At 67.7% G+C, this 12,357-nt stretch carries 18 protein-coding genes; 7 read left to right on the forward strand and 11 right to left on the reverse strand.

Annotated elements, in window-relative coordinates:
- Positions 1-3: 3 nt before the first annotated feature.
- From AB0I34_RS16305 to AB0I34_RS16320, 4 genes are all read right to left on the reverse strand, one after another.
- On the reverse strand, positions 4-756 hold the full coding sequence (locus AB0I34_RS16305) for an ABC transporter ATP-binding protein (protein ID WP_360445668.1): 753 nt from the start codon (positions 754-756) through the stop codon (positions 4-6).
- Between the two features lie 32 nt (positions 757-788).
- Complete coding sequence (locus AB0I34_RS16310; protein ID WP_360445670.1) at positions 789-1,982, reverse strand: serine hydrolase domain-containing protein; 1,194 nt, start codon at positions 1,980-1,982, stop codon at positions 789-791.
- Between the two features lie 102 nt (positions 1,983-2,084).
- On the reverse strand, positions 2,085-2,858 hold the full coding sequence (locus AB0I34_RS16315; protein WP_360445672.1) for a hypothetical protein: 774 nt from the start codon (positions 2,856-2,858) through the stop codon (positions 2,085-2,087).
- On the reverse strand, positions 2,855-3,499 hold the full coding sequence (locus AB0I34_RS16320; protein ID WP_360445674.1) for a hypothetical protein: 645 nt from the start codon (positions 3,497-3,499) through the stop codon (positions 2,855-2,857). Before AB0I34_RS16320 ends, AB0I34_RS16315 begins: the two co-directional genes overlap by 4 nt.
- Before the next feature lie 185 nt (positions 3,500-3,684).
- On the opposite strand from AB0I34_RS16320, the gene AB0I34_RS16325 reads away from it, so the two are divergent.
- Positions 3,685-4,359, forward strand: coding sequence for a TetR/AcrR family transcriptional regulator (locus AB0I34_RS16325; RefSeq protein WP_360445676.1), 675 nt, complete (start codon positions 3,685-3,687; stop codon positions 4,357-4,359).
- Here AB0I34_RS16325 and AB0I34_RS16330 read toward each other — a convergent pair.
- Both AB0I34_RS16330 and AB0I34_RS16335 read right to left on the reverse strand, forming a co-directional pair.
- On the reverse strand, positions 4,340-4,915 hold the full coding sequence (locus AB0I34_RS16330; RefSeq protein ID WP_360445678.1) for an N-acetyltransferase: 576 nt from the start codon (positions 4,913-4,915) through the stop codon (positions 4,340-4,342). The two genes, AB0I34_RS16325 and AB0I34_RS16330, sit on opposite strands and share 20 nt — an antisense overlap.
- 11 nt (positions 4,916-4,926) lie before the next feature.
- On the reverse strand, positions 4,927-5,361 hold the full coding sequence (locus AB0I34_RS16335; protein ID WP_360445680.1) for a nuclear transport factor 2 family protein: 435 nt from the start codon (positions 5,359-5,361) through the stop codon (positions 4,927-4,929).
- Positions 5,362-5,439: 78 nt separating this feature from the next.
- Here AB0I34_RS16335 and AB0I34_RS16340 point away from each other — a divergent pair, with 78 nt between their 5' ends.
- On the forward strand, positions 5,440-6,033 hold the full coding sequence (locus tag AB0I34_RS16340; RefSeq protein ID WP_360445682.1) for a hypothetical protein: 594 nt from the start codon (positions 5,440-5,442) through the stop codon (positions 6,031-6,033).
- Here AB0I34_RS16340 and AB0I34_RS16345 read toward each other — a convergent pair.
- The gene (locus AB0I34_RS16345; RefSeq protein ID WP_360445684.1) at positions 6,024-6,512 is read right to left on the reverse strand and encodes an NUDIX hydrolase; all 489 of its coding nucleotides are present in this window, start codon (positions 6,510-6,512) and stop codon (positions 6,024-6,026) included. The genes AB0I34_RS16340 and AB0I34_RS16345 overlap by 10 nt on opposite strands.
- Positions 6,513-6,591: 79 nt before the next feature.
- Between AB0I34_RS16345 and AB0I34_RS16350 the strand changes: the two genes are divergently transcribed.
- Entirely contained in the window at positions 6,592-7,170 is a 579-nt protein-coding gene (locus AB0I34_RS16350) for a DUF664 domain-containing protein (protein WP_360445686.1), read from the forward strand.
- Positions 7,171-7,249: 79 nt separating this feature from the next.
- Here the strand turns inward: AB0I34_RS16350 and AB0I34_RS16355 are convergent, their stop codons facing one another.
- Positions 7,250-8,104, reverse strand: a complete 855-nt coding sequence (locus tag AB0I34_RS16355; protein WP_360445688.1) for a hypothetical protein — start codon at positions 8,102-8,104, stop codon at positions 7,250-7,252.
- A 283-nt stretch (positions 8,105-8,387) separates the two neighbouring features.
- Positions 8,388-8,516 carry a hypothetical protein gene (locus AB0I34_RS16360; protein ID WP_360445690.1) on the reverse strand — a complete coding sequence of 43 codons (129 nt, stop codon included), beginning with the start codon at positions 8,514-8,516 and terminating at the stop codon, positions 8,388-8,390.
- Between the two features lie 46 nt (positions 8,517-8,562).
- On the opposite strand from AB0I34_RS16360, the gene AB0I34_RS16365 reads away from it, so the two are divergent.
- On the forward strand, positions 8,563-8,934 hold the full coding sequence (locus tag AB0I34_RS16365; RefSeq protein ID WP_360445692.1) for a nuclear transport factor 2 family protein: 372 nt from the start codon (positions 8,563-8,565) through the stop codon (positions 8,932-8,934).
- 73 nt (positions 8,935-9,007) lie between these two features.
- Here the strand turns inward: AB0I34_RS16365 and AB0I34_RS16370 are convergent, their stop codons facing one another.
- On the reverse strand, positions 9,008-9,382 hold the full coding sequence (locus tag AB0I34_RS16370; protein ID WP_360445694.1) for a VOC family protein: 375 nt from the start codon (positions 9,380-9,382) through the stop codon (positions 9,008-9,010).
- Positions 9,383-9,481: 99 nt separating this feature from the next.
- On the opposite strand from AB0I34_RS16370, the gene AB0I34_RS16375 reads away from it, so the two are divergent.
- The 3 genes from AB0I34_RS16375 to AB0I34_RS16385 are packed head-to-tail and all read left to right on the forward strand — an operon-like array spanning position 9,482 to position 11,336.
- Complete coding sequence (locus tag AB0I34_RS16375; RefSeq protein WP_360445696.1) at positions 9,482-9,892, forward strand: VOC family protein; 411 nt, start codon at positions 9,482-9,484, stop codon at positions 9,890-9,892.
- 19 nt (positions 9,893-9,911) lie between these two features.
- Positions 9,912-10,790, forward strand: a complete 879-nt coding sequence (locus AB0I34_RS16380) for an alpha/beta hydrolase (protein WP_360445698.1) — start codon at positions 9,912-9,914, stop codon at positions 10,788-10,790.
- 36 nt (positions 10,791-10,826) lie between these two features.
- Entirely contained in the window at positions 10,827-11,336 is a 510-nt protein-coding gene (locus tag AB0I34_RS16385; RefSeq protein WP_360445700.1) for a DinB family protein, read from the forward strand.
- Here AB0I34_RS16385 and AB0I34_RS16390 read toward each other — a convergent pair.
- Complete coding sequence (locus AB0I34_RS16390; RefSeq protein ID WP_360445702.1) at positions 11,326-12,288, reverse strand: 2-hydroxyacid dehydrogenase; 963 nt, start codon at positions 12,286-12,288, stop codon at positions 11,326-11,328. The genes AB0I34_RS16385 and AB0I34_RS16390 overlap by 11 nt on opposite strands.
- Positions 12,289-12,357: the final 69 nt, after the last annotated feature.

Consider the following 12,357-nt stretch of genomic DNA (forward strand, 5'->3'; position numbering starts at 1 on the left):
GCGTCAACCGCCCAGATGCTTCATGAAATCGAGTACGGCGTCCGCGGTCGGCTCCTCCATCTCGTCGACAACGTGGCCGTCGGCAAGGAAGAGCACCCGATCGGCATAGCTCGCGGCGGTCGGGTCATGGGTCACCATCACGACGGTCTGGCCGAGTTCCTTGACCGCCGTCCGCAGGAAGCTGAGCAATTCGGTGCCCGAGGTGGAGTCGAGGGCGCCGGTCGGTTCGTCGGCGAAGATGATCTGCGGCCTGGACGCGAGGGCGCGCGCAGCGGCCACTCGTTGCTGCTGGCCCCCGGACAGCTCGGTGGGACGGTGGTCGAGCCGATCGGCCAGCCCGAGCTTGTCGACAATCGACTGCACCCAGGCCGTGTCGGGCTTGCGGCCGGCGATCCGGATCGGGAGCACGATGTTCTCGGCCGCGGTCATCGTCGGCAGCAGGTTGAACGACTGGAAGACGAAGCCGATCTGGTCCCGCCGCAACAGCGTGAGCGCCTTGTCGTTGAGGGCGGTGATCAGTGTGTCGCCGACGTACACCTCGCCCGACGACGGCCGGTCGAGCCCGGCGAGCATGTGCAGCAGGGTCGACTTGCCGGACCCCGACGGCCCCATGATCGCGGTGAATCTGCCGGCTTCGAGATCGACGGTGACGTCCTTGAGCGCGGCGACGGCTGCGTCGCCGGTGCCGTAGAACTTGCTGATGCCTTCGGCCCGGGCGGCCGTCGCCCGAACGGTAGTACTGGTCGTGATGGCCATATCTCCCCCTGAGTACGAATGGTTCGGATGGGTCAGCCGCAGTACGCCTTGAGGAGGACGGTGCGCATGGCTTGGGTGATGGGGTGGTCGTGGGCGAGGCCGTCGATATTGACGACTACGACGACCTGGCGGCGGCCGTCTTCGCTGTTCCAGGCCGCGGTCATGTAGCCGGGGATCTCCGAGTCGTGGCCCCAGGCGTCGCCGCAGGGGAACGTCTCTCGGAGCAAGCCCAGGCCCCAGCCGCCACCGGGGATGCCCGAGTCGATGGACCCTGGCGGGTCGGTGGCAACAGCGTCGATGGTTTGCATGGCCCGCAGCTGGGCGGGTTTGAGCACGTGGCCGCGCAGCAGGGCGCGATAGAAGCGGGTGACGTCCTCAGGGTTGGACAGGATTGCTCCGGCAGCGCCGAGCAACGTGGGGCTGAGCGCCGTGAAGTCGACCGGATCCGGGCCGCCGATGATCCAGTAGCCGTGGACGTAGGAGCCGGGGATCGCCGACGTGGTCGGGTAGCTGGTGTGGTCGAGTCCGAGTGGTTTGAAGATGCGACGGCGCAGTTCGGTGCCGAACGAGTTGCCGGTGGCCGCCTCGACGATCATCGCCAGCAGGAGAGTGTTGGTGTTCGAGTAGTTCCAGCCGGTTCCCGGTGCGTAGAGCGGACCGTGTTCGGCCGCGATCCGGACGCCCTCGCGGGGATCGAAGATCAGGGTCAGGTCGCCACTTTCGAAGTACGGCGCGAAGACCCGATCGTCGCCTGCGTAGTCGTAGATTCCGCTGGTGTGGTTGAGCAATTGGCGGATGGTGATCCCGGCGCCGTTGGGGAAGACGCCCGGGAGCCACTTCTCGACGGAGTCGTTGAGTTTGAGCACCCGATCGCCGACCAACTGGAGGACCACAGTGGCGGTGAAGGTTTTCGTCACGCCACCGATCCGCGACAGGTCCGCGACCCGGATCGGCGTCTGCGGCGCGAGGTTGCCGTACCCGCTGGAGTAGCGATACGTGCGATCACCCACTCGCACGTACGCGACCGCGCCCGGCGCGCCGGCCGTGACGACCTGATCGAGCGCGGCTTGAACTCCGCGGGGCTGGCTGGTCGAGGACCGTGCCGGTGCTGAGGGCGACGCCGAGACGACCGGTGCTGTGGCCAGGCTCGCGGCGGTGGCGAGTGCGATGACCGCTACCCACCGGCCACGGCGCGACCGGACAGACTTGTCCGCTGAGAACGACATGAAAGGACTCCTTACGTTGGATGTCCGCGTGCCCCCCGATCCGCGCCAGGGCACGGTCGAGGGACAGTTGGCGGTACAGCCGCCAGATGGCGGTGATCCCAGCTATGGCGCCGGGACCTGGCCTGGTGCGGTCTGCACCGGCGTGCGGACGGTACGTCGGGTTGCGACGGTCACCGCGACGAGCACGATTCCAAGGATCAGTAGGATGCCGCCCACGACGAGCGTGGCGATGGCGATGGGCAGGACGATCGGCAGGGTGCCACCGACGCTGACGTCGGCGTCGACACCCGGTGACCCGTCGGCGTTCATCACGACGACTGACCAGTTGCCGTCAGCAACGTCCCAGTCGAGGGTGCGCGGGCCGGTCCCGCTGTCCGAGGCGACCCAGAAGGTCTGCGCGCTGGGATCGGCCGCGGGTGCGCCGCCCTGGTGCGGAACGTAGCTGACCTTGAACGGGTCGACGTCGATGTCCGAGACCTCCGAGTGGCCGACGCCGTCGAGATACTTGGCGACCTCGCCGGACGGGCCGATGCCGATGAACAGCGGTGTCTCCGCGTTCGTCGACTCGATCCTGATCCGTACGTCGCCGAGCAGGTCGTTGGCGTAGAGCGAGTCGGGGCCGGCGATGTTGACATCCAGTGACGGCGCGGTCAACGCATAAGTGTCGGTGGTGATGCGTTCGGGGCCTGCGGTGTGATAACCGTCCGCATCGCGTTGACTGTGTGCCCACAGTCCGATGCCGCCGCCGACGAGCAGGCCGCCGCCGAGCAGGATGAGCAGGCTGCCGAGGATCACCAGGACCGTGCGCCAGGCGCTCCAGGAACGGCGTGCCGGTGCAGGAGGATTCGGGACAGGCGTGGCCGGGGCCGTGGTCATGAGACGACCTCGCTCGCGCCGGGCGTTCTGAGCATCCAGATGCCGAGCCAGATCATCGCCAGCCCGAGCACGATCCCGAACGGCGGCAGCAACGACTGGAAGCCGACCAGTCCGCCGATCACGATCGCGATGCAGATGGCGCGCGGGAAGACGCCGGCCCGGAAACTCGCGAGGCCGAACAGCGCCCAGCCGATCGCGAACAGCAGGTAGCTCGATATGGCGCCGAGGACGATCATGCCGGCCGGATCGGCGTCGAGAACCTCAGGTGCGATGTCGGCCAGGTAGGTGACGTAGAACGTCTCGAACCACAGGTCGCCGCCGAGGAACATCGTCCCCACCACCGCGCCGATCAGCCCGACGACGCCGAAGCGGCCGGCCTTGTGCGCCTGCCAGCTGTACGCCGCGACCGCGGCGAGCACCAGCAGACAGAAGGCCACGAAGTACACGACGCCGCTGACCCGGTAGACCGTGTTGGTCGACGTACCGACGTGATCGTCGCGATCGACGATCGGGAAGATCACCACCTCGACCACGACCATCAACACGCCGGCGGCCAACGCGAACGGCCCGGCCAGGCGGGTGAGTGGTGCGCGGGATGCGGTGCTGCTTGATGGTGTGTGCGATGCGTCCAGATTCGTCATGCTGGACTGCCCCCTCAGCGAGCGGGACCGGCGTTTCCCCCACCAGGTCCCCAGAACGAATGGACCTCCGGTGGTCCGCCCCGTCCCCGACTGCCAAAGGTGAGACCCGGTGACCGGGTCTTTTTGTACTCTGTCCATAATATGGACGGCGTACAGAAAGATGTCAACAGCGGAGGTCCTCGTCGATGACGACACCGACGGGCCGGCGGACCGGCCGGCCGCGGGCGGTCACGGAACAGGCGATCCTCGACGCCGCCCTCTGGCAGTTGGACGCGGGGGGCGCGGCCGCGGTCTCGATCCGGGGTATCGCCGCTCAGGTCGGCATCGCGCCCAACGCCGTGTATACGTACTACCCCAGCAAGGCCGCGGTGCTGCGGGCTCTGGTCGAGCGGTTCCTGGGCGACGTCAACCACGACCGGTTCGTCGACCGGGAGCAGCCGTGGCGGCAGCGCCTCGAGGCGCTCGCGCTCGAGCTCCGAGCGCACCTCGTCGCACACCGCGGCGCCGTTCAGCTACTCCTCGGTGGACCCATGGACGGCCCGAACGCTCTGACCTTGCGCGAGTCCCTCAGCGAGGCCCTCGCCGACGGTGGCTTGGCTCCGGACGACGCCGCCCGTGCGTCGTACGTGCTGCTGGTCTACATCTTCGGCGCCATCGCTCTCGAGGTCGCCGAGCTCGACCAGCGCCGCATCCCTCCGACCGAACACGACCGCGTCTCCACCCGGCGCGCCGTCCTCGACACCCTCCCCGCCGAGGCCTATCCACGCACCACCGAAACGGCCGGCACCATCTCGAAAGACTTCACCACCGAGCAGTTTCTGTGGGGCCTGACGCGAATCCTCAACGGTCTCCAGGCGTGAGCCCGAGGGGTTTGACGAACTGCCGGCAGGAGTAGACGCGGCCGAACTCCTTCCGCAGTGCGTCCTCGTGGTCGGTCCAGGCATGGAAGAAGCCGAATCGCGGCGTGAGGTCCGGCCGCGGACCGAAGGCTCGGCCGGCCTCGTCCGGATCGGACGCGTAGACGTGGAGATACCGCATCCGTTGCTCGAAGCCCTGCGACCGGTACCAGGCCAGGGTGCCCTCGTCGTCGCGCGTCCATGCGTCGACCTGGGTTGCTCCACGGGCTTGCAGCCGGCCGCAGACCTCGTCGAGAAGTCCTTGCGCCACGCCCATCCGACGGTGGTCAGGGTGCACCGCGATCGTCTCGATGGTCGCCTCCTGACCGGTCACGCTCGCGTCCACCAGCCCGATGAGCTCGTCACCGGCGACCGCCACCAGTTGGAGGCCGGCCTCACGCTGCGGCTTGGCTGTCGCGACGTCGTCGTAGTACGTCGTGTCGAGGAAAGCCAGAACGCGGCAGCGCAGCCACGGCGTCTCATCGGCGGGCGCATAGTCCCGCACGGTCCACTTCGTCATACCTGTGATTGTCAGGGAGTGGCGTCCAGGACGGCTTGCATGGTGTCGAGGGCTACCGGGAGGGAGATGTGTTCGTGGGTGATCAGCCACTGGGTGTCTGTGCGTTCGAGGCAGACGGTCGAGCGGAGCCAGAGGCTGCGGCTCGGTGATCCGTCGGCCTGCATCGCACCGGTGTCCAGGTGGAACATGTGGGCGATCGCCACGGTCTCGCTGGCCGCGATCTTGAGTTGGTGCGTCTCCAGGCCGATCGGTCCGTCGTACTCGTCGAACCAGCGAAGGAAGTTCTTCCGTACCGCGTCAGATCCGGAGTAGTGCAGCGGCGGAACGACATCGAAGTAGATGATGTCGGGGGAGTAGAGCGACATCAGCCGCTCGATGTCCTTGTCCCGGCAAGCCTGCTCACGGCTTTCCAGCAGAGCGCCAACCTCATGCTCGGCGTTACTCATGACTACTGCATTCCTCTCGTCCAGATTCGTCGTCAGTACTACGACGAGACGACTCCCCGGAGTGTGAGGATGGCCCGCATGACTGATCTCAGGACGAGGGCAGACGCGCGGCTACGCACGGCGTACGAACTCATGCACGAGCTGGATCTGCTCGGGCGATGGAGCCGGTACGGCGACGTGGAGATCGTCGGCTCGGTCGGGATCGGGATCGTGGTGGCACCCGACATCGATCTGGAGATCCACTCGGACGACCCGCAGGTGGCGGATGGGTTCACGGTGATGCGTGCGCTGGCCGAGCTGCCGAAGTCGCGGCGGATCACGTACCTCGACGCGCGGGACCGGCATGAGCGGGGTCAGTACTGGAAACTCGAGTACGAGCTCACACCGGACGAGACGTGGACGATCGACATGTGGGTGCTCAAGCGCGGCGCCTCGAGCGGTGCTCCGTTGACCGCGGCTCTGCGGGATGCGCTGACTCCGGAGCTGCGGGACCGCGTGCTCGCGATCAAGGAGGAAGCCGTCGCGATCGGTGAGCGGGCGTACGGCTACTGGCTCTACCAAGCGGTCCTCGACGCCGGAGTACGGACCTTCGCCGAGTACCGCACCTGGCTCGGCGACCGCAACATCTACGACCGCACAGGCTGGATGCCGGGCCGGGTTGCTCAGGCTTGAGCTATTGGGAAGTGGGACCAGCCCCATTGGCCGTTGTCGGCGGGGGTGAAGTTCCAGACCAGCCGTTCGGCGGTCTGCAGGAAGTGGCTGGATGGTACGGCGAGCGGCGGGTACGGGACCTGCCGGAGCAGGCGTACGGCGTCCTCGACCGGGAACCACCGCACGTCGGTGATGTACCCGTCGGGATCGTCGATGCAGAACGACGGATCGCCCACCGAGACCACGTAGTTCCACGACTGTGTCGCCGCCTCGCCGTCAATCGTCGAGATCGTCCGCCACACCAGCTCGAGCGCATCCTCATCCACCCGGAGCCCCGTCTCCTCCCGCAGCTCCCGCACCGCACCAGACCCCGGCGTCTCGCCGTCCTCCACGGCACCACTCGGGAGATTCCAGTACTCCGCGTCCCACGCGTCGTACTGCTCCCGCACCAACGCCACCTGCCCGTCGTACCTCGCGACGACCCCGCAGTATCTCCGCATCGGACCACCTTGCCCGGTCTTCTGAAGGACCGGAAAGTTCCGGAAGGGGAGTGTCCGGAATCGGGCTTACGGTGACGGCATGACCTTGATTCCGTGGGAACCGCCGTTGGCGGGCACTGAGGTTGAGCACTTGGTCGGGGCGCTCGAGCGGTTGCGTACGACGTTCCGGTTCAAGGCGGACGAGTTGGATGCGGCCGGGATGCAGGCGCGGATCGGTGCGTCGACGCTGACGATCGGCGGCTTGCTGAAGCACCTGGCCGCGAACGAGGACTACATGTTCAAGGTGAAGCTCCGGGGCGAGCCGATGGGGGAGCCGTGGACCGTGAACGGATGGAGTGACGACAACGACTGGGAGCTCAACTCCGCTGTCGACGACACGCCTGAGCAGCTGTACGCGTGGTGGGACGGCGCGGTCGAGCGGTCCCGGGCGACGCTGGAGGCAGCGATCGCCGACGGTGGGCTCGACCAGCCGGCGCACATCACCTGGCCGGACGGGCGGCACGCCAGTCTGCGCCGCCTGGTCTGCGACCTGGTCGAGGAGTACGGGCGTCATACCGGCCACGCCGACCTCATCCGCGAATCCATCGACGGACGGGTCGGCGAGGACCCGCCCGACGGCTGGCACCCTGTCGGCGCCAAGACCTCGCAACCTGCCTGACGCTCACTTGACCCGCTGCAGGAGCGTGGTCTTGGTCCGGTCGCTGCTTCGGTTCTGGGAGTGCCCGGAAGGGCAGGATTCAGTGGCTCTGGATCGCCCTCAGGATCAGCGAGTTGCGGGCGTCCTGGCCGACCGGCTCGGTGGTATGAACGCCGTCGCGCAGGTACGTCGCGGGCCCGCTCGGCTGGGTGGCGAGGTACTCGGCCCACCGCACGACCTTCAGATTCGGGTGGCGCGCCGCAGCCTGGTCCAGCTGCTGGTTGATCCAAGCACTGTTCCGCTCGTCGGCGGCCCGGACGGTGGCCGACTTCTTGAAGCGGCCGGCGTGCACGTTCACCCAGTACACGGTCCGCACCGGGCCGACGAGCTCCATCGTGCGCTCGACCTGCGCCGCGAAGGCCGGCGGGTCGAAAATGTCGTTGGTGCCGACCGCCATCACGATCCGGCCGGGCAGGCCGTAGTGGTGTGACCACTCCGCCAGCGCGTCGACCGCGGCGGAGGCCGGCTCACCCGACCAGTCGTGGCTGGCGATCGGGTCGCCGGTCTTCGCCGTCACCATGCGCTCGAGGGCCGCACCGTCCTGGACCGAGATGCTGTCGCCGAACATGAAGATCCCGTTGAACATCAGGGCGTCCCGGATCTGGTCCTCGGAGGCGATCCGTCGGGCCAGGTTCTGCCACGAGCCCAGCCTCCCCGACCCGTAGTCGTCCTGGGCCGGCGCGGGATCGGCCGGCTCCGGCGCGCCCCCGATGGACGGCTCGGACGGAGTACCGGCGGAGGGATCGGCCGCGATGAGGTTGCTGATCGCGGTGCTCGGACGCGGGGGCTCCAGCAGAACCAGCACGCCGCCGATAAGGGTCAGGACCGCAAGCGTCGCCGTCATGGCAACGATCGGGTCGATGACATGCTCACGCAGCCGGCGTCGCTGGCTCAACAGCCCTCACTCCCCCACAGAACTCTCGCGCACGGACCCTTCTACGTCCTTCAATGTCGTGAACCCGCACAAACGTTGCAGGATCCCCGGACGCCGTGCCCGAACAGAGACTAGACAAGCCGCACAAGCACCACCCCTGACACCTACGAGATGTCCCCTCGGCGCAAAAAGTTGCCAAGCCCACGTGGTCTGTGGTGGGTGTTGAGTCGTGGATTCGGGTCGGGTGTTGTGGGGTTTCGCTGCGAAGATCCACGACTCGGCGGCTGCCTGGGTCGAGCGTGCCTCAGTGCTTGAGGGTGTAGCCGTCGCTGGTCAGGCGGGCGCGGAGGTCCTTGACCTCGGCGGGAGGACGCTGGCGCGGCGAGGCGTCGCGGTCTTTCGGGTCCTTCTTCTTTCGCCTGAACCACTTCATGGGTCGAGCATGACGGACGATCCGGGCGAACGGTAGGTTTTCGAGGGTGGAAGCCGACAGATTGCGACGGATCGAGCGAGACCGGTTGACGTGGCTGGTGGACCGCAGGGTCGCCGAGGCCGATGCCGTTCACGCCGACGACTTCGTCATCGTGACGCCGAGCGGGCTCTCGTGGACCAAAGCGGAGTACCTGGGCGGGATCGAGTCCGGCGAGATCGACTACCGCCGCTTCGAGCCGATCACCGAGATCGACGTGATGCTCGACGGTGATGTCGCCGTACTGCGGTATCGCTCCGCGATCGAGATCTCCGTCGGCGGCCGCGAACCCGGCGACCTCGAGGCCTGGCATCTCGACTGCTATCGCCGTACGCCGGCCGGCTGGCAGCTCCGCTGGTCGCAGGCCACCGCGATCACCTGAGGACGCGCTACACCCCGGCCGGCGCGTTCCGCCGTACGCCGACCGACCTCGCCACCTTCTGCGCCGGCTGAGGTCAGGACGCTCGTTCGGCGTCGCTGCGCTCGATGCAGAACTCGTTGCGCTCGGGGTCGAGCATGGTGACCCAGCCGCGTCCGTCGGGCAGGCGGTGGTCCTCGTAAATGCTGGCGCCGAGTCCGAGCAGGCGCTCGACCTCCTCGTCGCGGGTCCGCTCGGTCGGCACCCAGTCGATGTGCACGCGGTTCTTCACCGACTTCGCCTCGGGAACGGCGATGAACAGCATGTCGGGGAGCGGCGCCGGGGCGTCGACCAGCACCTCGTCGTCGCCGGGCTTGTCGCCTTCGCCCAGCGGCCAGCCGGTGACGCTGCACCAGAACTGCGCGAGCTCGTACGGGTTCGCGGCATCGATCGTGATGTGTCGGGGGATCATGGGCAGACCCTAACCGCCGTCCGGCCTCGCGGACTGTCGGCGACGGGGTCTACTGTGCGGGCAAAGAGCGGTATTCGCAGGGGGAAGGGGAGATTTCCGATGGCGTCTCGACTCAATCCGTATATCCAGTTCGAGAGCAGCGCACGGGAGGCGATGGAGTTCTACCAGAGCGTGTTCGGGGGCGAGGTGCAGTCGAACACGTTCGCCGAGTTCGGCGCGAGCCACGGGCCGGACGACGACAACAAACTCATGCACAGCCAGCTGGAGACGCCGAGCGGGTTCACCCTGATGGCGGCCGACACCCCGCAGGGGATGCCGTACAACCCGGGCGAGAACATGGCGATCAGCCTGAGCGGTGACGACGGCGACGAGCTGCGGGGGTACTACGCGAAGCTGTCCGACGGCGGCAAGGTGACGGTCCCGCTGGAGAAGCAGATGTGGGGCGACGAGTTCGGCATGGTCACCGACAAGTTCGGCGTCAGCTGGATGGTCAACGTCGCCGGCAGCTGATCCGCAGGCGGACGCAGGAGTGCGGCTGGGGGACGGCCGCTGGGTTCAGATCTGGGCCGGCGGCTCTCCCGGCGGCACGCCGGTGCTGTTCCTGCCTGGCTGCCCGGATACCCGGCATGCCGCGTATCCGGGCGAGCAAGCCGCGCTGCGTGCCGACGTTCGCCTGGTGGCGGTGAACCGCCCGGGCTACGGGCGGTCGGATTCGCACGCGTCGACACACCTGTCGGTGGCCGACGATGTCGTGGCGGTCGCGGACGCGCTCGGGATCGACCGATTCGCCGTACTCGGAATGTCGATCGGCGGGCCGTACGCACTGGCCTGCGCTGCGCGGCATCCGGACCGCGTGACCGCAGTCGGCGTGCTCGCGAGCTCAGCCAACGTCCCCGAACTGGACCCGCCGTACCACCGCGACGACCTCGGCCCGGACGAGCAAGCCTTCTTCGCACGGCTCGCGAGCATGACCCCGGACGAGGCGGCCGAGCACATGCGCGCAGACTTCATGCAGTACGTCGACCGGCTCGACCCGACCGATCCGGACGATGAAGCCCTGGTACGCCGCTTCGTCGCGCAACTACCGCCGTACGACGCCGAGATCGCCACCAGGCAAGGAACGACGGCTGCAGGGGCCGCGGTCCGCGAAGCACTCGCGAACCCGGACGGCTACCTCCGCGATGCCGCGATCTCCTTCAGGCGTTGGGATTTCCGCCCCGAGGCGATCACGTGCCCCACCTTCCTCTGGTACGGCGAACTCGACGCGAACGCCTCCGTCCGCAACGGCCACTGGCTCGCCGCGCACCTCCCGCACGCGACCCTGGTCATCCGCGAGCAGAGCACGCACCTCGCCGTACTGCAAGACCACTGGGACGACGTCCTCACGACTCTGATCAGAGGAAATTGAGTACGGGAACGCGATGCCCGCGGTCTAGCCTGGAGTATGGGACTCAACGATGTGCTGTACGACCCGATCCGCCACAACAACTGGGCGACCAAGAGCCTGATCCAGTTCTGCCGGGCGCAGGGCCTGACCGCCGAGCAGCTCGAGGTCACCGGCGTCGGTACGTACGGCGGCATCGTGGCGACGCTGGATCACATCGTCCGCTGCGACGGCAGCTACGTACGCCGTGTCGCAGACAGCCCTCTCGATTTCGTGGACAGCGATGAGGCGCCGGACTTCGACGTACTCGAACGCTGGAACGACGAGGCCGGCGCCCTCTGGGAGGACGTCCTCACCAAGCCGATCGACGTCGAGCGCATCGTCATCGTCGACAACAACACCCGCGGTACCCGGCTCGGCATCTTCATCGCGCAGGCGATCAACCACGCCAACCATCACCGCGAGCAGGTCTGCGCGATCCTCACCGGCTTCGGCATCGAGCCCCCGGACATCCAAGCCTGGGAGTACGCCTGGGAAACCGAGCGAATCTGGGACCTGCCTACGTCGTGAGCGGGATGGACTCCGGCACCGGGGTGAGCGGAGCGTTGTAGGCGAACCAGTTGGTCAGGTTCTCGACGACCAGGCCGGCCATGGCCTTGCGGGTGGGCAGGGTGGCCGAGCCGATGTGGGGGAGGAGGACCGCGTTGGGCAGGGTGAGCAGGTCGGGGTGGACTTTCGGCTCGTGTTCGAAGACGTCGAGGCCGGCCGCGAGGATGGTGCCGTCCCGAAGCGCGTCGACCAGGGCCTGCTCGTCGACGACTGAGCCGCGAGCCACGTTGATGACGATGCCCTCCGGCCCCAACGCCGCCAGGACCTCGGCGTTCACCAGGTGACGAGTCGAGTCGCCGCCGGGGATGACGATCACCAGCGTGTCGACGTCGCGCGCCATGTCCAGCAGCGACGGGTAGTAGCGGTAGCCGACGTCCTTGCGGCGGCGGTTGTGGTAGGCAACGGAGATGCCGAACGGTGCGACCCGGTCCGCGATCGCCTGCCCGATCCGGCCGAGACCGAGGATGCCGATCCGGCGGCCGTGCATCGTTGCCTTGGTCAACGGGTAAGCGCCGCCGGTTTCCCACTTGCCGGCGCGCAGGTAGCGCTCGGCCTGGGGCAGTTCGCGGACCGTCATCAGCAGCAGACCCAGCGCCGTGTCGGCGACCTCGTCGTCCAGTACGCCAGGCGTGTTCGTCACGACCACGCCGCGCTCGGCCGCGGCGGCCGCGTCGATCCGGTCGTACCCGACGCCGAAGCTCGCCACGATGCGTACGGCGGGCAGCCGGTCCAGGAACGCGCCGTCGATCAGTGCGCCACCGGTGGCGACGGCAACGATCTCGTCGCGGCGGGCCGCGAGGACCGCGTCCGGGTCGCTCTCCTCCCAGAGCCGGATCAGCTCACAGTGACCGTCCAGACCGGCCGCGACCGCCGGGTGCATCGGTCCCGGCATCAGCACCACTGGTAGTCCCATGAGAGTCCTCCTCGCGTGTCCTGCACCGATGTTCACCGCCGCTTTCCTGCCCAACCCTATTTCCCGCCC

It is taken from the genome of Kribbella sp. NPDC050281, assembly GCF_040655855.1.
Lineage (GTDB): Bacteria > Actinomycetota > Actinomycetes > Propionibacteriales > Kribbellaceae > Kribbella.